Genomic DNA, 21323 nt, shown 5'->3' with positions numbered 1-21323 from the left:
AGCAATGAGCGCGAGAACACTTCGCCATCTGATCGTCATAGCGCTGATTGCGCTGTGGGAGCTGTTGCCGCGCACCGGGTTGATCCCCGAACTGTTCCTGCCGTCGCTGTCCTCCACCCTGCTCGCCGGCTGGAACGACGCCGCCGAATATGGCCATGCGCTCGCGGTGACGCTCTACGAGGTCGCGGTCTCGATGGCGTTCGCCTGCGGCGGCGGCATCCTGCTCGGCGCCATCGTCGGCAGCCTGCCGCGGCCGCGGCTTCTGATCATGCCGATGGTCTCGAGCCTCTATGCGGTCCCGCTCGTGATCCTCTATCCGGTGTTCACGGTGTGGCTCGGCATCGGCTCGGAGTCCAAGATCGCCTTCGCTTCGATCTACGGCTTCCTGCCGACCATGCTGGCGACCGCGGCCGGAATTCAGACCATCGACCCGCAACTGCTGCTCGCTGCCCGCAGCATGGGCGCGACGCTGGGCCAGCGCCTGGTCCGCGTCATCATCCCCGCGGCGATACCGACCGTGCTGTCGGGCCTGCGGGTCGGCGGCGCGCTCGTCATCGTCGGCGTGGTGGTTTCGGAGATGCTGATCTCCTCGGCCGGGATCGGCTATTTGATCTCGCGCTACCGCACCATTCTCGACAGCCCGCACGTGTTCGCCGGCGTGCTGCTGGTGCTGTTCATGGCGATCGCCTTCAACACCGCGATCCGCTGGGTCGAGCGCAAGGCCGCGATCTGGCAGACCGGCACGCGCGCCGGCCAGAGCGCCGCCGACGAAGTCGGCTCCGGCGCGATGCAGCCGGCGACGTAAGGGGATCGCGACGTGTTCGACCTGACCTTGACGTTCGACAATGGACCGGAGCCCGACGTGACGCCACGCGTGCTCGATATCCTGGGCGAGCGCGACATCAAGACCACATTCTTCGTGATCGGCGAGAAACTCGGCGACCCCGCGCGCCGCTGCCTCGCCGCCCGCGCGCGCGACGAAGGCCACTGGATCGGCAATCACACCTATACGCACAGCGTTCCGCTCGGCCAGCAGCCCGGCGCGGACACGGCCCAGCGCGAGATCGGCCGCACCCAGGCCGCGATCGGCGAGCTCTCTCACCCGAACCGCTGGTTCCGGCCGTTTGGCGGCGGCGGCAATCTCGACGATCGGCTGCTAAAACCCTCCGTGGTCGATTATCTCGTCCACAACAACTACAGCTGCGTGCTCTGGAACGCGATCCCGCGCGACTGGGACGATCCCGACGGCTGGACTGAGCGTGCACTCGAACAATGCCGCGCGCAGCCTTGGACGCTGCTGGTGCTGCACGATTTGCCGACCGGCGCGATGGCGCATCTCGACCGCTTCCTCGATCGCGCCGAGACCAGTGGCGCCCGCTTCCGTCAGGACTTTCCGCCGCAATGCGTCCCTATCCGCAACGGCGACATCGTACTTCCTATCCAGGACTATGTTTCCTCCATCGAAGAGAGTGAGAGACCATGAAGATCGCAAGTTTCAAGGCGGCGGGTACCGCAAGCTACGGCATCGTCACCGATGCAGGGGTGATCGACGCCGGCAAGCGGCTGACGGCGTACCCGACGCTGAAGGCGCTGCTGACGAGCGGCTCGCTCGATGAACTGAGGAAGCTGCAAAGCGAGCGCGCCGATCACGCGCTGAAGGACATCGAGCTGCTGCCGACGGTGCCCGATCCCGACAAGATCTTCTGCATCGGCGTCAACTATGCGACGCATCTCGCCGAGAGCGGCCATCCGACGCCGCCACATCCGATGATCTTCACCCGCTTCGCCAACAGCCAGGTCGGCGCCGGACAGCCGATGATCCGGCCGCTGGAGTCCGAGCGCTTCGACTATGAGGGCGAGATGGCGGTTATCATCGGCAAGGCCGGCCGGCGCATCAAGCGCGAGGCCGCGCTCGGCCATGTCGCCGGCTATGCCTGCTACAATGACGGCAGCATCCGCGACTGGCAGCGCCACACCTCGCAATTCGCGCCCGGCAAGAATTTCGTCGGCACAGGTGGCTTCGGGCCGTGGATGGTGACGACCGACGAACTTTCCGACATCAGCAAGCAGCACATCGCAACCCGTCTCAACGGCGTCGAGGTGCAGGCGGCGCCGATCTCCGACTTGGTGTTCGACGTCGCGACGCTGATCGCCTATTGCTCGACCTTCACCGAGCTCGTGCCCGGCGACGTCATCGTCACCGGCACCACCGGCGGCGTCGGCGCCTATCGCACGCCGCCGCTGTGGATGAAGGATGGCGACGTCGTCGAGGTCGAGGTTTCCGGCATCGGCGTGCTGCGCAACCCGGTGAAGAACGAAGTTGCGGCAACTGCAACGCGGGCGGCTTGAGCCGGCCACGCAACAAGAAGAAGGAGGACATCATGAACCTGCCCAGGCATCTGCTGCCCACCACCGTCGTCGGCAGCTACCCGCAGCCGGAATGGCTGGTCGATCGCGCCATGCTGTCGAAGTCGGTGCCGCGCACCCGCATGCACGCAATGTGGCGGCTGCCGGCCGAGCATCTCGAGGAAGCACAGGACGACGCGACCATCGTGGCGATCAGGGACATGGAGCGCGCCGGCATCGACATCGTGACCGATGGCGAGATCCGTCGCGAGAGCTACTCCAACCGGTTTGCCACCGCCCTTGACGGCATCGATGCCGACAACCCCGCGATGATCACGGCACGCACCGGCAACGCGCAGACGCCGGTGCCGCGCGTGGTCGGCCCTGTGAAGCGCAGGGGACCGGTCGAGCTGCACGACATGCAGTTCCTGCGCAACAACACCGACCGTGCCGCAAAGATCACCCTGCCCGGCCCGTTCACGATGAGTCAGCAGGCCAGGAACGAGTTCTACAAGGACGACGAGGAGCTCGCGATGGCCTTCGCCGCGGCCGTCAATGCCGAGGCACGCGACCTCGAGAATGCCGGCGCCGACGTCATCCAGCTCGACGAGCCCTGGGTGCGCAACAATCCGGATCTCGCCAAGCGCTATGCGGTGAAGGCGATCAATCGTGCGCTCGAGGGCATCACGATCCCGACCGTGGTGCATCTCTGCTTCGGCTATGCCGCGGTGGTGCCGGGCTCGACCAAGCCGGCCGGCTATTCCTTCCTTGCCGAGCTCGACGACACCATCGCCGATCAGATTTCGATCGAGGCGGCCCAACCGAAGCTCGATCTCGGCGTGCTCAGGGATCTCTCATCGAAGAAGATCATGCTCGGCGTACTCGACCTCGGCAATCCCGAGATCGAATCCGCCGCCGTCGTCGCCGATCGGATTCGCAACGGCCTGAAGCATGTGCCGGCGGAGCGGCTGGTGGTGGCACCGGACTGCGGCATGAAATACATGCCGCGCCACGTCGCGTTCGGAAAATTGAAGGCGATGTGCGACGCTGCCGCGACGGTCAGGAAAGAGATCGGCTAACCGCCGTCGCCGACCAAGCATGATAAGGCAAAAATCAGTCGCCAGCGACGCTGGCGACGCCATACTCGGCCTACGAGTTCGACGGCGCGCGCGTCGATGCCGACTTAACGTCCTTGATGCTGACGATGACGGCGATGCGCTTGACCGTACCGTTGCGGTAGGCCTGCAGGAACCTGTCGTAGTGCTTCACGGAGATGCAGCCGTTGGAATCGCCGTTCGGCCCGAGCATGTAGCTGTGGACCAGCAGGCCGACCCGTCCGAACGGGTCGCTGCCATCGACCGGGGTCATGCGCAGCGCAGGCACACCGTGGAACAGCTTCTCGCGCGGCTTCATCTCGTAGATGCCGGGCGGCGTCGCGCCCGCGTTACGGGCATTCACATGTGCCGGATCGTCGAGCAGATTGCCGAGGCCCGAATGCGCCTCGAATTTGGTGCCGTCGGGCATGTACACGATGCGGCCGGTGATGTCGTAGACCGCCGTGGTGCTGTCGTAGCCGAGCGCGCCGAGATCGGGGCTCGGACCGGACAACAATCCGTCGTTCGGATCGATCGAGGCAAGCTGCAGCTTGCCCGGCATCATGTCGGCGATCTTCTGCAGGAACGTGCGGTTGTCGCCCTGCGGCACCGGCGCCTGCGGGGGCTGATCGTTCCGCGCCAGCAGATTGGCTTCGGCCGGCCGTGACCGCGGCATCGGCACCGTGGACGTCGTCGTAGACATCGTAGCGGCGACGGACGCCGTCGCCGGCTGGCTGGGTTGTTCGGTCTGCGTGTCACGCAACTGGCCGGCCAGCGCATCCTCGATCTGATCGAACTCGGTGTTGAAATCGCCGCGGCTCGAACGGAACCCGCGGCGCAGTGGATAATAAAGCGAGGCCGAATTGAGCGTGGAGCGCGAGCCGAACCGGTCTTCGAAGCTCAGCGCGGCGCTGCTGTTGGCGAGCGCCGGTCCGTGCAGCCACGCGGTGGGATCGATGCCGACTGCCCAGGCGGCAAGGCCAGCCGACAGCGCAAGCGCGCTCACGGCAAACGCCGTGCTGCCCATCAGGGATATGCCGCGGCTCGACCTACGCCCGGCAGCTTTCGTCGTACGTTGACCCATCATCCCCAAGTACGGTGCTCTGGGGCCTGTTGCCCGGCCCACGTGGGATTCACCGATCACTCATCATATCAGGGAATTAGAGTAAGGCATAATCGAGACAGAGCGGGCAACGAGAGGTTTTTTAAACGTTTTTCGGATGGAAAGTGGCTGAGAATCAGCGCTCGGCGGGCCGAAATGGCCCAAAAAGTCCCGATTCGGGACAATTTCGGCGCCTCAGGCGATCTTTTCTTCCCAGAGGGTGAAGACCGGGACCGGCTTCCCGATGGCGTAGCCCTGGGCGTAGTCGACCCCGATCTGGCGCAGTTCGTCCAGGATCGCGAGGCTCTCGACGAATTCCGCGACCACCTGCTTCTGCATGATCTTCGCGGTCTTGGTGATCATCTCGACCATCGCGCGATCGACCTTGCTGTTTAATACAATTGCGTCAAACTTTACGCATCCCGGCAACCGGGTGCTCAGGGCCGCAATGTCGGCGACGTGTTCGGCGCCGGCGCCTGCTCCATTTCGGACTCTTCCGGCAGCTTGTCGGCGTGGACGGCAAGCGGCGTGCCGATCCAGAGCGGATCGTCGCGATGATCGCGGCGCGGATTGGTCGTGTTGGGATGGACCAGGATGCTGAGGCTGCCATGGTTCAACATCAGCCACGGCACCAGGGTCGGAAACAGCTCGGCCGCAAACGCCACCTGATACATCGCCTGATCGTGCGGACCGACCTTGACGTCGTGCCAGCGCCCGAGCGTGACCAGGAAGCGCTCACCGATCCAGTTGCGCAGCCGTTCCGCCTCGATCCGGCTGGTCGCGGGGTCGTAATAAACATGGGCGTGATAGCTCGCGATCTCGCGGATCGGGCGCGGCGCATCCGTCATCTCCGCTCTCCTTCTGGCCGGCAGCGACATCGAATTCGGCTGCCTCTACCTTCACCGACATATTGCACAGATTTGGCAAGTCGCGCCTCTTCGGCCGGTCACTTCCGCCGCAGCACACTGAACTGGAACGACTGCGCAGCTCCCCAGGGCGTGACGTGCCGATGCCGCTCCTCGGCGATCAGCTCGAAGGCCGGACCGATGGTCCGGCTGAGCGTTGCCGGATCATAGCGCTGCACCGGCAGGCCGCTGCACTTCTCCGGACCATCAGGCGCGAAGGTGCCGATCACGGCGTGGCCGCCTGCCCGGACGCCGCGATGCAGCCGGTCGAGATAGGCCGCGCGATCGTTTTCCTCGACGAGGAAATGAAACGCCGCACGATCGTGCCAGATGTCGAAGGCCCGCTGGGGCTGCCAGACCGTCGCATCATCGGCGACCCAACGTACCGCTTCGCCCGCCGTGCCGAGCCGCTGCCGCGCGCTCGCCAGCGCAGCTTCTGAGAGATCGAGCACCGTGACATCGTGAAAGCCGCTCGTCAGCAGCGCATCGACAAGCCGCGAGGCACCGCCGCCGACATCGATGATCGATGCGTCGCGCCCGGGCGCGACGGATTCGATCAGGCGCAGCGACGGCTGCGGATCGGCCTGCGACCAGCTCACCTGCTGCTCGCCCTTGGTCAGATAGACGGTCTGCCAATGCGATCGGCGGTCGGATGCAGTCATGGGCGATACGTTCCGAAAGCGGCGGCGGCAACCGCGTTGCGCACCGATTAACCATGAGCTAGGCGCGGCGGTTTCCCGCGTCAACCGGCAGCAGCGGGCGCGTTGCGGCAAATGCCGCAGTTGATTTGGCGCATTTTCCATTTAACCTGACGGACAGGTTGAGATCGGGGCGCCCGGGGATGGCCAATTTCGGCTGGACACGCGTCAACAAGCCTGCACCCGCGGAGGACGCCGCCGGCGACTTGCGCGGCCTCACCGATCCATTGGCGTTTCTCGCCGCACTCGACAAGGTCGTGCCGCGCTATCTCGATCTCGCCGACAACGGCGTGCTGGTCTATCCGGCCTGCAAGCGCAAGTCCGGCGACCTGCTCGGCGATACCAGAGCGATCTGGGAGCACACCCGGCTGGAAGCGATGCGCTATGTTCCGATGGTGCCGCGGCAGGACACCTCGCTGCTGGCCGATCCGTCCCGCCAGGCGGAGATGATCGACGCCTTCCTGCGCCAGCGCGCGCACGACAACACGGTCGTCGATTTCACGGGCACCCCGATCGAGGATTACGGGATTGCGATCTACGCCGGGCTGAACTGGTTGAACCATTGCGGCACCATCGTGGGTGCCGACCCGCAAAAGTTCTCCGGCACGCTGCGAAGCTTCCGCAAGGTCATGGTCGTCGCCCGGCAGTGGTGGGCGCTCGACGGTGCGGCGGAGCGCTGCCGGCGGATGCTGGAGGCGCGCGAACGGCCGCCGCTGGTGTTCTTCCTGCTGTGGGCCGAATGCACCAACCTCGCGCGGGAGATTGCGATCGCGGCGGCCGGTGCGAATGCGACCGAAGAGGGTATTGCGCGCGTACGCGCGGCCGATGATCCGGAACAGCTGGCGTAACGCGCGCAGCGGTTTATTTTACAGACCACACAACTATCGGGAGAGTTGCCGCACGCCGGTGCAATCGCGCCGTGCCCTAAAGCGCCTGCTCCGGCTTCCACCCAGGTGCTAGGTTTGGCCGAAATCAGACCGGACCCTCGGATACCAAACATGTCAGATCAATCGCTTGCCGACGGCAAGATCCTGCAAAGCGTGGTCGATGGCGTCGGCGTCATCACCTTCAACAATCCCGACAAGCGCAATGCGATGTCGCTGGAGATGTGGGAAGGGCTCGGCGAGGCGCTGATCGCCTTGCGCGACGATCCTGATGTCCGCGTCGTGATCCTGGTCGGCGCCGGCGACAAGGCCTTCGTGTCGGGCGCCGATATCAGCCAGTTCGAGAAGACCAGGCACAACGCCGAGGCTTCCGAGGAATATTCACGGCGCAGCGCGGCCCAGCGCGCTTTGCTCGCCGACTATCCGAAGCCGACCATCGCCTGCATCCGCGGCTTCTGCCTCGGCGGCGGCATGCAGGTCGCGATGCTGACCGACATCCGCATCTCCGGCGCCAGCGGCCAGTTCGGCATTCCCGCCGCCAAGCTCGGCATCGCCTATGGCTATGAGGGCTTACGCCATCTGGTGTCGCTGGTCGGCCCGTCGTGGGCGCGGCTGATCATGTATACCGGCATGCGGATCGACGCCACCGAAGCGCTGCGGATCGGCCTCGTCGATCGCGTGCTGCCGGATGCCGAGCTCTGGGACGCGACCATGGAGATCGCGCGCACCATCTCCGGCAACGCGCCGCTGGCGATCAAGGCCGCCAAGATCACCATCGCGCAGGTGCTGAAGGACCCCGCCGATCGCGACATGGCCGCGATCAAGCAGATCGGCATCGACTGCATGGACAGCGCGGATTTCCGCGAGGGCCGCAGCGCCTTCATGGAGAAGCGCAAGCCGCAGTTCAAGGGCCGCTAGCCATCCGGTGTCATCACCCGCGCATGCGGGTGATCCAGTATTCCAGAGGCGGTCGTGCCTGAGCCGATGGGCCGCGGCGTACTGGGTCGCCCGGTTAAACCGGGCGATGACAGGTGAGGATGAGGACGCCACTTGCGTGATTTCTGAATAACGGAATAATACCGCCGATTTGCCCGACATGTCAAGTTGCCGTGTCGAACGCCGGCCGCGGGCTACTTTGCATGGGGTTGTTTTCGATATTTTGGCATGCGCCCTTGCAACGGCAGGCCGAGGAGTTTCGCTGTGCTCGCGATTGAACCTGCCCTCTACTTCTTCTCGTTGACCGGCACCGTGTAGTTGAGGATCAACCGCCCGCCGTCGGGGTAAATGGTCTGGCCAGTGATGTAGGAGGCATCTTCGCTGGCGAGGAAGGCCACGACGGAAGCGACCTCGCTCGGCTCGCCGCAGCGGCCGGCCGGGGTGCGCGACAGCACGCTGCGCCGCGCATCCTCCGACGAGAAGATCGCCGTCGCCACCATCTCGGTCAGGATCGTGCCCGGCCCGACCGCCACGACGCGAATGCCGTGCGGCGCCAGTGCCACCGCGGCCACCGAGGTCAGCTGCTTCATGGCGCCCTTGGACATCGCATAGGTCGCAAGCGAGGGGATCGCAAGCAGCGCATTGACCGAGGACATGTTGACGACGACGCCGCCACCGCCCTGCGCGATCATCTGCCGCGCTGCGGCCTGGACGCCGAAGAACGCGCCCTTGAGGTTGATCCCCATGACGTCGTCGAATTCGGCTTCGCTGATCTCGAGGAAGTCGCGGTTGCGCGCCACGCCCGCATTGTTGACCATGACGTCGAGCCGGCCGAACTCCTTGACCGCCGTAGCGACGATGCGATCGACATCGGCGCGCTTGCTGACGTCGGCTTCGACGGCCCGCAACCGATCCTCATGTCCGAGTTCGTTGGCGGTGTGGACGAGCCCAGCAGCGTCGACATCCGAGATGACGACCCTGGCGCCATCGGACAGGAAACGCGCCGCGCAGGCCTTGCCGATGCCGCGCGCCGCCCCCGTGATGGCGACGACCTTGTCGGAATTCTTCATGGAAGTGCCTCCAGACCAAAACTGTTCAAGGAGCAATAGCGCATCGCGCGTCCGCAGGGAACGCGACGGATTCTCCGCAGCAGGTTTCAGGACTTGATGCGCGCGAGAATTCTATCGGCCTCGGTCCGCCAGTCTGCGCTGCGGGCGAAGTCCGGCGTTCCCTTACGCCCGAACACGCCCTCATCGGCAAGATCGGCGATCCAACCCTGCCGCTCGGCGGTAGCAGACGCAGACCATGGCGCAAGCCCGGCCTCGCGCACGGTCTCCGCCACCTCGCGCACCTCCTCGGCGCGCCGTCGGCCATGCTCGATCACCCGTTGGAAGAAATAGGCGCCCTGCTTCTCCCAATCGATGGCAGGGAAGGTCTCCTTGAGCGAGGCGAGCACCGCATCCTCGACGCCATAGGCGCGTGCGGTGGTAAAGCTCTCGATCACCAGCGCCTCCAGGCCCTTGATCATGATGCTGCGGCACATCTTGACCGCCGACGACACGCCGAGTTCGTCACTCGCGACCTTGGCCGCGAAGCCGAGCGCAACCAAAAGCGGCGCCAGCTCCCGCGCGCCCGAGCCGCCGAGCAGCAGCGGCACCTTGATCCGATACGGCGGCAGCGAGGTCATCACCGCGCCCTCGACGTAGCGGCCACCGGCGCCATCGATGTGAGCGGCGGCGCGCTGCTTGGCGCCGGGCGAGGCCGAGTTGAAATCGAGAAACCAGGCGCCCTTCCCGATCGCCGGCGCGCAGGCCTCGGCCACCGCCACCGCCTGGCTCGCCGTCACCGCCGAGATGATGAAATCGGCCCGCGCCGCGAGATCGGCGTGGGATTGCGCGAGCGCGACGCCGATCTCCGCCGCGTGTGCGCGCAGCGGCGCGCCCTGCCCGCGATCGAGCTTGATGTCATAGGCGGCGACCTTGACGTCCTGCTTGCGCAGATCCTCGGCAAGGATGCGGCCGACCTCGCCATAGCCGAGCATGCCGATCTGCCATTGCCGCGGATCGCTAGAGATTGTCATCAGTTCAAGTCCCGTATTGTGTCGTCAAACAGTTCGTCGACCGCGACGCGACGCGGGATCAATGCCTGCTGGACGCAATAGTCGATCATCAGTTCGAGCGGCCTGCGGTTCGCCTCGACGCCGAACGGCACCAGGTCCGGCACGCCGGACGGACCAGCCCTGGCCTTGCCGCGCTTGAGGAGCTCGTAGAGGCTGCGCACCACATCCGGCCGCGATGTCGCGAGCCGCTCTGTCACCACCACCAGATGATTGACCGGCACGACACCATGCCGCGCATACCACCGCGCCGCCTCGCCGGCCGGATCGGCGAACAGCGGCTTGAGCGCGGGATCGCTCGAGGTCTCGCCCAGCACGGCGTCGAGCTCGCCGTCCTTCAGCATCTGGATGATGGTGCTGCTCTTTGGCGCGCGTTCGGTGCGGTCGACATATTCGGCGATATGCGGGTCCTCGAAGGTCACCCAGTCGATGCTGTCGAGGTTGACGCCGTAGTCGTTGGCCAGGATGCCGCGCATCCATGCTCCCGTCGTGGTCGTGAACGAGCGGATGCCGACCCGCTTGCCCTCGAGGTCGGCAGGCGCGAGCGCGCCGCGATCGGCGCGATAGAGCGCGTGACCGTGCTGGAAGCGGCCGACCATCGCTGCCGGCAACAACACCAGCGGCTTGCCGTGCGCGCGGGCCATCAGATAGGTCACGATGGCCATCTCGCAGACGTCGAACGCCTGCTCGCGCACCATCGGCTTGAACGCGGCGTTGGTCGGCGTGAACTCGGTGAAGTCGAGGTCGAACAGCTCCGAGCGCAGCTCACCATCCTTCACGGCCTGGATGTGCGGGTGATTGCCGAGCACGGTGCGGAGCCGAAGTTTCTCCATGGCGATCGCCTCCGCGGGATCAGGTCAGCGCTCGTCCGGGAATTGCACCCGGTGCCTTGCGCGGGGCAGGCGTCACAGGATCGAGTGGAGGAGCCTGCAGCGCGGCCACCGTCGCGCGCACCAGTTCCTCGATGGCGTGGCCGGCGTCGGTGCCGTCGGCGCTGCCGCGCGACAGGCGCGAAACGCGCTCCGGCGTCACCAGCGTGTAGTAGAGCGCGCCGAGCAGGAAGTGACCGCGCCAGACCAGATCAGTGCGCGGAATATGCGGCAGGCTTTCATGGATCGCATCGATGAAGGCGTGGCTGGTGTCGTCAAAGGTCTGCGCGATGATCTTGCGCACGACCTCGTTCCCTTCGGCCGACATGATCGCGCGCAGCCGCGTGAACCGCGTCCCGCCACCGGCGAGGTCGCTGCCCGAGGTGAAGGCCGGCAGCACATAGGCGCGCACGATTGCCTCCAGCCGGTCCTGCAAATCGCGCACGCGTCGCGCCGCCGCCAAAAGCTCGGAGCGCCGCCGGTTCATCGGACCACAATGCCGCCGGTAGATTTCCAGCAGCAGGCCGTCCTTGGTTTTGAAGTGATAGGTCACGCTGCCGGGATTGGCGCCTGCCGCCTGCGCGATGTCGCGCACCGAGACGGCGTTGAAGCCGTAGGTCGAGAACAACTCCTCGGCGGCGGCGAGGATCGCCTCGCGCATGTTGGGCTTGCGTGAGCTTGCGGCCTTGACGTCGGCCTTAACGCCAGACTTGGCAGGTTTGCGGACCATATTTGTACTATCGTCCAAATAATCAGGTCGCGTCAACGAGGCGGCCGGCAAGCGCGCGGTCAGGACAGTTTGACGTCGGGCTCGGCTCGGCCGCGCGCGGCCGCATCGAGCAGGAAGGTCTTGCCATGCCCGGGATCGGCGGCGCGCTGCGCGTCATCCATGTCCTGCCAGGCCGAGGTCACCAGTACGCGTGAGAAGTCACGGCCGACAAAGGCCGGGCAACTCGATTGGCTTGCCGGCACGCGCAGCGAGCGTAGACGCTTGCCCAGTGGATCATAGATGTCGACGCAGCCGCCGCCCCAGCGCGCGTTCCAGATCAGCCCGTCGGCATCGACGATCGCGCCGTCGAGCCCGCCAGTGCCGTGATGCTGGATCAGGACGGCGGGTTGCCCCACCGGCAGTCCGGTCTCGGCATCGAGCGGCACCCGGTACAGCGCATTGCGCGCGGTATCGGCGAAATAGCCGATGTCACCGTGCGGCGAAAAGCAGATCGCGTTCGGGATCGTGATGTCAGGATAAAGCTGCGTGATGCGACCACGGTGCAGGGCGTAGATTGCGCCCGCTCCCTGCTCGGCCTGGCGCCCCATGGTGCCGAGCCAGAACGTGCCGGACGGATGCACGCGCGCATCGTTGGAGCGCGTCGCCGGGTTGTCGGCCTCGAGCGCAGCGAACAGCTCCATGCGGCCATTGGCGATCTGCCGCACATAGAGCCCGTCGTCGGTGAGAACAAGCTGCCGCTCACCGTCGATCCGCGCCAACGCGCTCGCCATGTTCGGCAGGTTGTGGATCACGGTCCGTCCGCTGGCAAAACGATGCTCGAACAGGCGACGCTCGCGGATGTCGAACCACCACGCGGTGTCGGTTGACGCATCGTAGGTCGGGCCTTCGCCGAGATGGCAACGTTCGGCCGACAACACGGATGTCGGCACCTCTTCCATGAGCGGCTCGGCGGCACGGTCAGTCATGGCATCACTCACACGGTCGAGAATCGATAGATGGCGGTGCGCCGGTAGGTCTGCCCGGGATCGAGCCGCGCCGAGGGAAAGTCGGGCCGGTTCGGCGCATCGGGCCAGGCATGCGGCTCGAGACACAGCGCATCGGATTGGCGGTACAGCCGGTCGCCCTTGCCGGCGGTCGAGCCGTCGAGAAAATTGCCGGAATAGAACTGCAGTCCCGGTTGATCGGTGAACAGCTCCATCACGCGGCCGCTGTACGGCGCCTCGAGGCGCGCGGCGAAACGGGGTCCGGTCCCCTCGGCCAGACAGAAATTGTGGTCATAGCCGCGCCCGAGTTGCAGCTGCTCGTCATTCATCCTGATCCGCGCGCCGATCGCGACCGGTTTGCGGAAGTCGAACGGCGTGCCGTCGACCGGCCGCGGCGGCCCCTGTAGCGGGATCGCCGTGGCATCCACCGCGAGAAAATGCTCGGAGGCGATCGTGAGCCGGTGATCGAGGATCTGCGTGCCTGAGCGCGCACCGTCGAGATTGAAGAAGCTGTGATTGGTGAGGTTGAGGCAGGTCGGCCGGTCGGTGGTCGCCTCATAGGTCACCGAAAGCTCCATCGGACTGCGCACGCGATAGGTCACCCGCGTCGCCAGATTGCCCGGGTAGCCCTCCTCGCCATGCGGGCTGTCGCGCTCCAGCACCAGCGTCGGCCCCGGATCGTCGCTGAGTTCGGCGATCCGCCACAGCTTGCGATCAAAACCCTGCAGCCCGCCATGCAGCGCGTTGGGGCCGTTGTTGGCGTCGAGCCGCACCGTTTCGCCATCGAGCATGAAGCGCGCGCCGGCGATCCGGTTGGCGTAGCGCCCGACGGTCGCGCCGAAGAATTTGCGCTGCGCGAGATAGCAGTCGAACGCGTCGTGACCGAGCACGATGTCGTCGCACTGTCCGTTGCGATCCGGCGTTACTAGCGCCTGCAGCGTCGCACCGAAGGGAAGGATGGCGGCCTCAAAGCCGTGCTCGCCGCGCAGCGTCACGCGCTCGACCACGGTACCATCGGGCAACATGCCGAAGGGCGCGCAACTAGTTCCGGCTGATGTCATCGTCAGTCCTCGAACGCCTCGACAAGGCGCCGCCGCCCCAGCATGAAGCTGTCGGCGACAAGCTGCAAGGGCACCAGATCGACGTCGGATTTGCCGTCCGACGTCAGTGCGACGAAGCGGCGATACAGCGCGGGATATTCCTCGTCGGCGGCATCGACGACGAGCATGCTGCCGTCGCGCAGCTGTCTGCCGCCCTTTGACAGCGTCACAAGCCCGGCATCGGTCTCGCAAAGAATGTCCCAGGTCTGCGGACCGGTCTGGCGGAAATCGAATTCGGCACGGATCGGCAAGCCGCTGTCGTCGGAGAGCTCGAGTTCCGCGGCAATCGGCGCTTCCCGATTGGAGGGAAAATCCAGCGTCGCACTCCTGACAAGAAGCGGGCGCGGCAGGATCTCGGTCAGGATCGAGAGCGCGTTGATGCCGGGATCGAACACGCCGAAACCTCCGGCTTCGAAGATCCAGGCCTGGCCCGGATGCCAGACGCGCACGTCCTCCTTCCAGATGATGGTCACCTTGTTGATGGTGCGGCCGGCGAGCAGCTTGCGCGCAGGCCCGACCGCGGGCGCATAACGCGAATGCCAGGTCGCAAACAATGTCCGGCCTGCTTGATGCGCTGCGGCGATCAACGGCGAGAGTTCGGCAACGGTCGCGCCCGGCGGCTTTTCCAGCAGCACGTGCTTGCCCGCGGCGAGTGCGGCGGCGGCCTGGGCGTGACGGATCTGCGGCGGCGTGCACAGCGCGACCGCATCGATCTCCGGCCCGTCGCGCAGCAGTTCGTGCAGGTCGCGGAAATGCGGCAGGCCCGCGGGCGATTTGGCGGGATCGGCGACCGCAACCAGGGCCGCACCCGAAATCTTCGCGATCGCCGGCACATGCTGCCGGCACGCGATCTCGCCGAAGCCGACAATAGCGATACGCAGCAAGTCGCTCATGCCCGTCCTCGTGTTGTCGGCTGCCCTGATCGGCAAACACTCTCAGCGCAAGACCACGGGTCAGCGCCCAACATTAACCGCACGCTCTTGGTTTGGTTGCAATCCGGAAAATCCGCCACGCCCCGTTGCAAGACCGTTTCTCAAGACCGCGTCTAGCGCGCGGCCTCGAACCCGCCCAGCACGGCCGTCAGATTGGCCCCGAGGATATCGGAGAGATAGCCGCCCTCCTGCACCAGCACCGTCGGCAGGCCGAACCGCGCCAGCCCCTCGCCGATGCGGCGGAAGCCGTCGGTGGTGACCGCGAGGCCGGCGAGCGGGTCCTTCTCGGACGCGTCGAGGCCGAGCGCGACCACCAGCGCGGTCGGTGCGAAGGAGCGGATCGCCCGCTCCGCCGCCGCCAGCGCCTTCATGTAGCCGTCGTCGCCGGTGCCCTTGGCCAGCGGAATGTTGAGATTGGTGCCGAGACCGCCTCCGGCGCCGCGCTCATGGGCGTACCCCCAGACGAAGGGGTAGAAGAACGACGGATCGGCGTGGATCGAGACGGTGAAGACATCCGGCCGCTCGTAGAAGATGCCCTGCGTGCCGTTGCCGTGATGCACGTCGACATCGAGGATCGCGACGCGCTCGTGCTTCTGGCGCAGATGCTCGGCCGCGATGGCGCTGTTGTTGAGGAAGCAGAAGCCGCCGGCGAGATCGCGGTAGGCATGGTGGCCGGGCGGACGGCACAGCGCGTAGACCGCGTCCTCGCCGTCAAGCACCATCTGCGCAGCGGTGACCGCGACGTCGCTCGAGGCGCAGGCGCCGGCCCAGGTGCCGGGGCCGATCGGGGCCGCGGTGTCGACCGTGTGCCAGCCAAGCTTGCCGACGATATGGCTCGGATAGGTGCCGGCGTTACGCACCGGATGCATGTTGGCGATCATCTCCGGCCCGGCATTGCCGAGCGCGGACCATTCATCCCAGGCATCCGCGAGAAAGCTCAGATATTCCGGGCTGTGCACCCGCGCCCGCGGCCCCTGCCCGAACTTTGTCGGCTCGATCAGCGTGTGCTTGCCGGCCCTCAGGCCCGCCAGCAGACGGTCGGCGCGCTCGGGCTGCTCGGTGGTGCGCTGGACCACACCGCGGACCAGGAAGAATTGCGGATCATGGCTGCGGTGCAGATCACTGTAGACGGCCTTCACGGGACACTCCTGTTCGATCAGCGGCGGGGCTAAGCCTTGGCTTGCGCGTTGTACACTACCAGCGGCGGCGATGATCTGAAACAGCGCGCGATTTCATGCTATGTCCGCATGCAGTGCAATGATTCAAAGGCGCAGGAAACCGAGCCTGGCCATGGCGAGCAGCAAGGCGGAGACGGAGGATGCGACAACGGGGCGGCGCGGCCGGCCGCGCTCCGCCGCGACCACGGCCGCGATCCTGCAAAGCGCCTATTCGCTGATGGCGACCACTGGCCTTGCCGCCACCACCATCGATGCGATCGCCAAACACTCCAACGTCTCGAAGATGACGATCTACAAATGGTGGCCGTCGCGCGAGGCGTTGCTGATCGATGCCTTCCTCGACCAGGCCTCGCGCGCCGTGCCGTTGCCCGAAACCGGCAATCCGGTCGCTCGCATCCGCCGCCATGTCGCGACCTATGTCGAGGCGCTGCAGGGCGAGTTCGGGCGGGTGCAACTCGCGGTGATCTCGGAATGCATCTCCAAGACCGGCGCAGCGGAGCTGTTCTACGAGCGCTATCTCGGTCTGCGTCGCAGCAGGATGCTGGAGATCATCACCGCCGGCCAGAAGGACGGCAGCATCGGCGCGCCGGGCGTGCCCGGCGATATCTATGACGCGATCTACGGCAGCCTGTTCTATCGCTACGTCTTCGGCATCAAGCCGTTGACCCCGGCCTATGCCCGCAATCTCGTCAATCTGGTGCTCCGGCCGAACGCAGACGCCTAACTTCATCAGGCAGAGCATGATCCGGAAAAGTGCGTCGCGGTTTTCCGACGAGATCATGCTCAAACTTCAAGAGTGCTGCCGCTGGCGGCGAAACCAGGCCCAGGTCTCGCGCGTCACGGCGCGGTAGTTGCTGCCGCGATACACGATATGGCCATCGACGATGGCGTTCAGCTTCGGCAGCGCATGGAACGGCACCGTCGGATAGGCATGGTGCTCGACATGGTAAGGCATGTTCCAGGCGAACCATTTCATGATCCGGCCTGTCATCGTGGTGCGCGTGTTCTCGAACGCACTCCGCGTCCGCTCGCACCCGGTGTGCTCGGCATAGAGATAGGGACGCAGGACGAACTGACCGGCCAGCAGCGGCACGATCCACACCCATAGCAGGATCGCGCTGTGCAGCGCGAGTGATGCCACCAGCAACAGCAGATAGCCCGCGAGATAGAGTCTCGCTTCCCGCACGATCGCCGCCCGCTTGTGCTCCGGAATCCACGGCACGGTCACCTTCCCGGTGAGCGCGTGCCGCAACATCAGGCGGATGCGCACCAATACCTGCAGCAGGCCGGAATAGGCGATCGCGAGCTGGGTGTCCGACGCGTGCTTGGGACCGACGATCAGCTCCGGGTCCTTCTCCGGATCCTGGGTGTAGCGATGATGGTCCCAGTGGAACAGGCAGTAATATTGGTAGGGCAATCCGATCATGAAGGCGGACAGATTGCCGACCGCCAGATTGAGGGCGTGACTGCGGAACGCCGTCTTGTGCGCGGTCTCATGCACCACCATGAACAGGAACGCGACGAAGTAGCCCTGCAATGCAATCAGCGGCACCGCCCACGGCAAACCGTAGCGCGACGAGAGCAAAGAGATCAGCGCGCCGACCACAACGATCATCCCGTAATGGCTCGCCGCGCGCACCGCGCCTGAAAGGTTCGACTTGGTCGACAGGTCGCGGAGGATCAGCGGGCTGAGCGGCTTCAGGCGAGGTCCGGCAGCACTGGTCTCTGCGGTGCTCATGGTCGGTCTCACATGTCAGCGTTGCAGCAACGCCGAGATCTCGGCGTTGATGAAGGCGCGGTCTACGGCGTTGTTGACCGGATTGCCGGCGCGGTGGCCGTGGATCGACGGAATGGCATGCAGCGCCGCGGAGCGCGCGTTGACCAGGCGGCCGAGTTCATCCTCATTGTCGCGCGGGTCGAAATAGCGGTCGGTGCGGCCAGGCATCAGCAGAATGTGCGCCTTGATCGCCGCCAGCGCCCGGTCGAAGTCGCCACCGAATTCATCGCAGCGGCTGATGTCACCGGCTTGCCAGATCGCGATCTGCGCCAGCAGATCATTGGCATCGCGCCGCGCGAATGCGCCGTCCCACGATCCCGCGAGGTAGTCCTCCAATGAGTTGAAGCCGGCCTCGCGCCAGACCTCCTCGCGATAGAATTCATGCGACATCGCCCAGCCGGCATAGACGCGCCCCATCGCGCGAAGACCTGCTGCAGGCTTGCTGACAAAGCGGCCATCCCGGTAGGCGGGATCGGCGGTCAGCGCGGCCTTCACCCCCTCGAGGAACACATGGTTATACGGCGAACACCGCGCGCTGCCGCAGACCACGGCTGCGCGCTCCACCATGTCGGGATAGCGCGCGGCCCAATGATAGACCTGCATGCCGCCCATCGACCAGCCGTACACCAGCGCGAGCTTCGTCACGCCAAACCGCTCGACCAGCAGCCGCCGCTGGACGGCGACCGCATCATGATAGGTGAAGGCTGGAAACGGCGCGCCGCCGAGCACCTCGCCCGAATTCGAGGGCGAGGACGACAGGCCATTGCCGAACAGATTCGCGATGACGATGAAGTAACGCTCGGGATCGAGCGCTCCGCCCGGCTGCACCAGCCATTCGATGTCGCAATGCTGGGCGGCGAACGACGTCGGATAGAGGATGACGTTGTCCTCGGCCGCGTTGAGCGTGCCGTAGGTCTTGTAGGCCAGCCTCAGCTGCGGAAACACGGCGCCGCCCTGCAGGGTCACGTCACCGGCCTCGAACACCTCATAGTCGCGTGGCGTGGTCATGCGCATTCGACCTCAAGTATGCAGGGCGCGACGCTGCGCTCACAATAACTGTACTTGTAGTACATTAATTCGGGAGCCGAGGCAACAGGGGCGAAGGTGGCATCGCACCGGGCCGATCCATTCAAAATCGGTATGGATCAATACCCGTTTCGGCTTGGACCCATTGTCGTCATCTCTCTAGGACTGCCCCCGAGGAAATTTTTTCAAGGAGGCGCTAATGAGCGCGATTGTGTCCGCTGCGGACGCGCGGCGATCCCGCGTCCGGCTTCTGATCGTGACGATGCTGTTTCTCGTCACCACCGTGAACTATGCCGATCGCGCCACGCTCTCGATCGCCGGCCCCGCGCTCTCCAAGGAACTGCATCTCGACCCCGTCGCGATGGGTTACGTATTCTCGGCCTTTGGCTGGTCCTATGTGATCGCCCAGGTGCCGTGCGGCTGGCTGCTCGACCGCTTCGGCTCGAAGTGGGTCTATGCGATCAGCATCATCGTCTGGTCGATCTTCACCGCGCTGCAGGGCCTGGTCGGGTTTCTCTCAGCGGGCGCGGCCGTGGGCCTGCTGTTCGCACTGCGCTTTCTGGTCGGCTTCGCCGAAGCGCCATCGTTCCCGGCCAATGCCCGCATCGTCGCGGCCTGGTTCCCCGGCAATGAGCGCGGCACCGCATCGGCCTTCTTCAACTCCGGGCAGTATTTCGCGACCGTGATCTTCGCGCCGCTGATGGGCTGGATCGCGCACGAATACGGCTGGCGCCACGTGTTCTACGTGATGGGCGGGCTCGGCATCGTCATGGGCATCGCCTGGATCAAGACGATCCACGAGCCGAAGGAGCATCCCGCGATCAACGAGGCCGAGTTCGACTACATCAAAGAGGGCGGCGCGCTGGTCGACATGGACGCGGCGAAGGACGGTAAAAAGCACGACAGCGGCCCGAGTTGGGACCACATCCGCCAGCTGCTCGCCAACCGCATGATGCTCGGCGTCTACATCGGTCAGTACTGCATCAACACCCTGACCTACTTCTTCCTGACCTGGTTCCCGGTCTATCTGGTCAAGGAGCGCGGGCTCTCGATCCTGCAGGCAGGCTTCGTCGCGACGTTGCCGGCGCTGTGCGGCTTCATCGGCGGCGTGCTCGGCGGCGTGATCTCGGACTACCTGCTGCGCCGCACCGGCTCACTGACCATCGCGCGCAAGATCCCGATCGTCGGCGGCATGCTGCTGTCGATGTCGATCATCGCCTGCAACTACGTCGACGGCCAGGTGCTGGTGGTCGGCTTCATGGCGCTGGCCTTCTTCGGCAAGGGCATCGGCGCGCTCGGCTGGGCCGTGGTCTCGGACACCTCGCCGAAGGAAGCCGGCGGCGTCTCCGGCGGCTTGTTCAACACCTTCGGGAACCTGTCCTCGATCACCACGCCGATCATCATCGGCTACATCCTGGCCGCCACCGGCTCGTTCAACGGCGCGCTGGTGTTCGTCGGCGCCAACGCGCTGGTCGCGGCGATCGCCTACCTCTTCATCGTCGGCGAGATCAAGCGGGTGCAGCTGAAGGCGGCGTGAGGCAAGTCCGGCGCAATAGGGCCGCCGCGAGAATAACGACACATCAACGGCGGCTTCGGCCGCCGTCTTTGTCTTCTTGGCCAGTGGGAGGCATCGATGCTAGAACGTACAAATCCTCGAACGATCCATTCCAGGCTAGCATCGATGTTCGACCTGAACCAGCTCCGCTGTTTCGTCACGGTGGCCGAGGAATTGCACTTCGGCCGCGCCGCCGCGCGGCTCAACATGACCCAACCGCCGCTGAGCCGGCAGATCCAGGTGCTCGAGCACATCATCGACGCGCCGCTGCTGGAGCGCACCAGCCGCTCGGTGCGGTTGACGCCGGCGGGACGCAGCTTCTTGCCGGAGGCGCGGCGTATCCTCAAGCTCGCGGAATCCGCTTCGCAGGTCGCCCGGCGCATCGCGCTCGGCAAGACCGGCTCGCTCAAGATCGGCTTTACGGCCGCGGCCGCCTATGGCTTCCTGCCCGACCTGATCGCGGCCGCCCGCTCCCGCCTGCCGGAGGTCGATTTTTCCCTTAAGGAAATGGTCTCCGGCGATCAGTTCGAGGCGCTGACCACCGGCCAGATCGATGCCGGCCTGCTGCGCCCGCCGATCGCGCGGCCGGAATTCGCCAGCCGGCGCGTCGTGGCCGAGCCGCTGCTTGCGGCGATCCCGAAAAAGCATCCGCTGGCCGCGGCCGAGACCGTCAGCATCAAGGATTTCGACGACCAGCCCTTCGTGATGTATTCGCCCTATGAAGCGCGCTACTTCCACGATCTGCTGGTCTCGATGTTCACCCGCGCCGACGTGCTGCCCCGCTATGTCCAGCATCTCAGCCAGATCCACTCGATCCTCGCCATGGTGCGCGCCGGGCTCGGCGTCGCGATCGTGCCGGAAGCGGCCGCGAGCCTAAAAATCGCGGATGTCCGGCTGAAGCCGCTGAAGCTGCGCACGCCGGTGCCGGTCGAGCTGTTCATGGTATGGCGGCGCGATCACGAGAACCAGCTGCTGCCGGCATTGATCGAGATCGCCACCGAAATCGCTGGCCCGCATCTGCGCGGCGATTGATGCAGATTGTGCATCGCTCGATACCGCGTTTGGCTTGGACGCGCATCGAACGATTTCCTA

General features: G+C 65.5%; 23 protein-coding genes. 9 read left to right on the top strand and 14 right to left on the bottom strand.

All coding sequences use genetic code 11. The annotated features are described in order from the left end of the window. The first annotated feature begins 4 nt into the window (after window positions 1-4). The 4 genes from V5279_RS10605 to V5279_RS10590 are packed head-to-tail and all read left to right on the top strand — an operon-like array spanning window position 5 to window position 3425. Complete coding sequence (locus V5279_RS10605) at window positions 5-805, top strand: ABC transporter permease (RefSeq protein WP_338697096.1); 801 nt, start codon at window positions 5-7, stop codon at window positions 803-805. Between the two features lie 12 nt (window positions 806-817). Further along, window positions 818-1483 (top strand): polysaccharide deacetylase family protein, encoded by a 666-nt coding sequence (locus V5279_RS10600; RefSeq protein WP_338697094.1) that lies wholly within the window; start codon window positions 818-820, stop codon window positions 1481-1483. Beyond that, on the top strand, window positions 1480-2349 hold the full coding sequence (locus tag V5279_RS10595; RefSeq protein WP_338697092.1) for a fumarylacetoacetate hydrolase family protein: 870 nt from the start codon (window positions 1480-1482) through the stop codon (window positions 2347-2349). The genes V5279_RS10600 and V5279_RS10595 overlap by 4 nt, the downstream gene beginning before the upstream one ends. Window positions 2350-2381: 32 nt before the next feature. Continuing rightward, a complete protein-coding gene (locus V5279_RS10590) occupies window positions 2382-3425 on the top strand; it encodes a cobalamin-independent methionine synthase II family protein (protein WP_338697091.1) in 1044 nt (347 codons plus the stop codon). Window positions 3426-3495: 70 nt separating this feature from the next. Here the strand turns inward: V5279_RS10590 and V5279_RS10585 are convergent, their stop codons facing one another. The 4 genes from V5279_RS10585 to V5279_RS10570 form a co-directional block, all read right to left on the bottom strand. After that, a complete protein-coding gene (locus V5279_RS10585) occupies window positions 3496-4467 on the bottom strand; it encodes a DUF2778 domain-containing protein (protein ID WP_224741388.1) in 972 nt (323 codons plus the stop codon). 270 nt (window positions 4468-4737) lie between these two features. Beyond that, a complete protein-coding gene (locus V5279_RS10580; RefSeq protein ID WP_338697088.1) occupies window positions 4738-4914 on the bottom strand; it encodes an EAL domain-containing protein in 177 nt (58 codons plus the stop codon). A 65-nt stretch (window positions 4915-4979) separates the two neighbouring features. Next, window positions 4980-5390 (bottom strand): DOPA 4,5-dioxygenase family protein, encoded by a 411-nt coding sequence (locus V5279_RS10575; protein WP_338697086.1) that lies wholly within the window; start codon window positions 5388-5390, stop codon window positions 4980-4982. 98 nt (window positions 5391-5488) lie between these two features. After that, a complete protein-coding gene (locus tag V5279_RS10570; protein ID WP_166298789.1) occupies window positions 5489-6109 on the bottom strand; it encodes a class I SAM-dependent methyltransferase in 621 nt (206 codons plus the stop codon). Between the two features lie 179 nt (window positions 6110-6288). Between V5279_RS10570 and V5279_RS10565 the strand changes: the two genes are divergently transcribed. Together V5279_RS10565 and V5279_RS10560 are read left to right on the top strand one after the other, a co-directional pair. Next, window positions 6289-6993 carry a hypothetical protein gene (locus V5279_RS10565; protein ID WP_338697083.1) on the top strand — a complete coding sequence of 235 codons (705 nt, stop codon included), beginning with the start codon at window positions 6289-6291 and terminating at the stop codon, window positions 6991-6993. A gap of 150 nt (window positions 6994-7143) precedes the next feature. Further along, window positions 7144-7947 (top strand): enoyl-CoA hydratase, encoded by an 804-nt coding sequence (locus tag V5279_RS10560; RefSeq protein ID WP_338697081.1) that lies wholly within the window; start codon window positions 7144-7146, stop codon window positions 7945-7947. A 305-nt stretch (window positions 7948-8252) separates the two neighbouring features. Here V5279_RS10560 and V5279_RS10555 read toward each other — a convergent pair whose 3' ends face one another. The 8 genes from V5279_RS10555 to V5279_RS10520 all read right to left on the bottom strand — a co-directional run bounded on the left by V5279_RS10555 (window position 8253) and on the right by V5279_RS10520 (window position 15834). After that, window positions 8253-9035 carry an SDR family NAD(P)-dependent oxidoreductase gene (locus V5279_RS10555; RefSeq protein ID WP_166303475.1) on the bottom strand — a complete coding sequence of 261 codons (783 nt, stop codon included), beginning with the start codon at window positions 9033-9035 and terminating at the stop codon, window positions 8253-8255. A gap of 86 nt (window positions 9036-9121) precedes the next feature. Further along, window positions 9122-10045 carry a DUF1932 domain-containing protein gene (locus V5279_RS10550; RefSeq protein ID WP_414645915.1) on the bottom strand — a complete coding sequence of 308 codons (924 nt, stop codon included), beginning with the start codon at window positions 10043-10045 and terminating at the stop codon, window positions 9122-9124. Continuing rightward, a complete protein-coding gene (locus V5279_RS10545; RefSeq protein ID WP_338697077.1) occupies window positions 10045-10914 on the bottom strand; it encodes a hypothetical protein in 870 nt (289 codons plus the stop codon). The genes V5279_RS10550 and V5279_RS10545 overlap by 1 nt, the downstream gene beginning before the upstream one ends. A gap of 19 nt (window positions 10915-10933) precedes the next feature. Next, a complete protein-coding gene (locus V5279_RS10540; RefSeq protein WP_338697075.1) occupies window positions 10934-11680 on the bottom strand; it encodes a TetR/AcrR family transcriptional regulator in 747 nt (248 codons plus the stop codon). 59 nt (window positions 11681-11739) lie between these two features. After that, window positions 11740-12618: an SMP-30/gluconolactonase/LRE family protein gene (locus V5279_RS10535; protein ID WP_166308189.1), complete on the bottom strand. Its 879-nt coding sequence runs from the start codon at window positions 12616-12618 to the stop codon at window positions 11740-11742. A gap of 35 nt (window positions 12619-12653) precedes the next feature. Next, the gene (locus tag V5279_RS10530) at window positions 12654-13724 is read right to left on the bottom strand and encodes an aldose epimerase family protein (protein WP_338697073.1); all 1071 of its coding nucleotides are present in this window, start codon (window positions 13722-13724) and stop codon (window positions 12654-12656) included. A gap of 2 nt (window positions 13725-13726) precedes the next feature. Continuing rightward, window positions 13727-14656 (bottom strand): Gfo/Idh/MocA family oxidoreductase, encoded by a 930-nt coding sequence (locus tag V5279_RS10525; protein ID WP_338697071.1) that lies wholly within the window; start codon window positions 14654-14656, stop codon window positions 13727-13729. Between the two features lie 152 nt (window positions 14657-14808). Beyond that, window positions 14809-15834: a histone deacetylase family protein gene (locus tag V5279_RS10520; protein WP_338697069.1), complete on the bottom strand. Its 1026-nt coding sequence runs from the start codon at window positions 15832-15834 to the stop codon at window positions 14809-14811. 151 nt (window positions 15835-15985) lie between these two features. Between V5279_RS10520 and V5279_RS10515 the strand changes: the two genes are divergently transcribed. Beyond that, a complete protein-coding gene (locus V5279_RS10515) occupies window positions 15986-16597 on the top strand; it encodes a TetR/AcrR family transcriptional regulator (protein WP_338697067.1) in 612 nt (203 codons plus the stop codon). Window positions 16598-16663: 66 nt separating this feature from the next. Here V5279_RS10515 and V5279_RS10510 read toward each other — a convergent pair whose 3' ends face one another. Both V5279_RS10510 and V5279_RS10505 read right to left on the bottom strand, forming a co-directional pair. Further along, window positions 16664-17611 (bottom strand): fatty acid desaturase, encoded by a 948-nt coding sequence (locus V5279_RS10510; protein ID WP_338697065.1) that lies wholly within the window; start codon window positions 17609-17611, stop codon window positions 16664-16666. A gap of 15 nt (window positions 17612-17626) precedes the next feature. Continuing rightward, on the bottom strand, window positions 17627-18658 hold the full coding sequence (locus V5279_RS10505) for an alpha/beta fold hydrolase (protein WP_338697063.1): 1032 nt from the start codon (window positions 18656-18658) through the stop codon (window positions 17627-17629). A 217-nt stretch (window positions 18659-18875) separates the two neighbouring features. Here V5279_RS10505 and V5279_RS10500 point away from each other — a divergent pair, with 217 nt between their 5' ends. Then, window positions 18876-20213: an MFS transporter gene (locus tag V5279_RS10500; protein ID WP_338697061.1), complete on the top strand. Its 1338-nt coding sequence runs from the start codon at window positions 18876-18878 to the stop codon at window positions 20211-20213. 144 nt (window positions 20214-20357) lie between these two features. Further along, on the top strand, window positions 20358-21263 hold the full coding sequence (locus V5279_RS10495) for a LysR substrate-binding domain-containing protein (RefSeq protein WP_338697060.1): 906 nt from the start codon (window positions 20358-20360) through the stop codon (window positions 21261-21263). Window positions 21264-21323 lie beyond the last annotated feature (60 nt).

It is taken from the genome of Bradyrhizobium sp. 26S5, from assembly GCF_036923295.1.
Classification (GTDB): Bacteria; Pseudomonadota; Alphaproteobacteria; order Rhizobiales; family Xanthobacteraceae; genus Bradyrhizobium; species Bradyrhizobium septentrionale.
The sequence above is the reverse complement of the archived record's forward strand: the minus strand, read 5'-3'. Positions and strand labels throughout refer to the sequence as shown.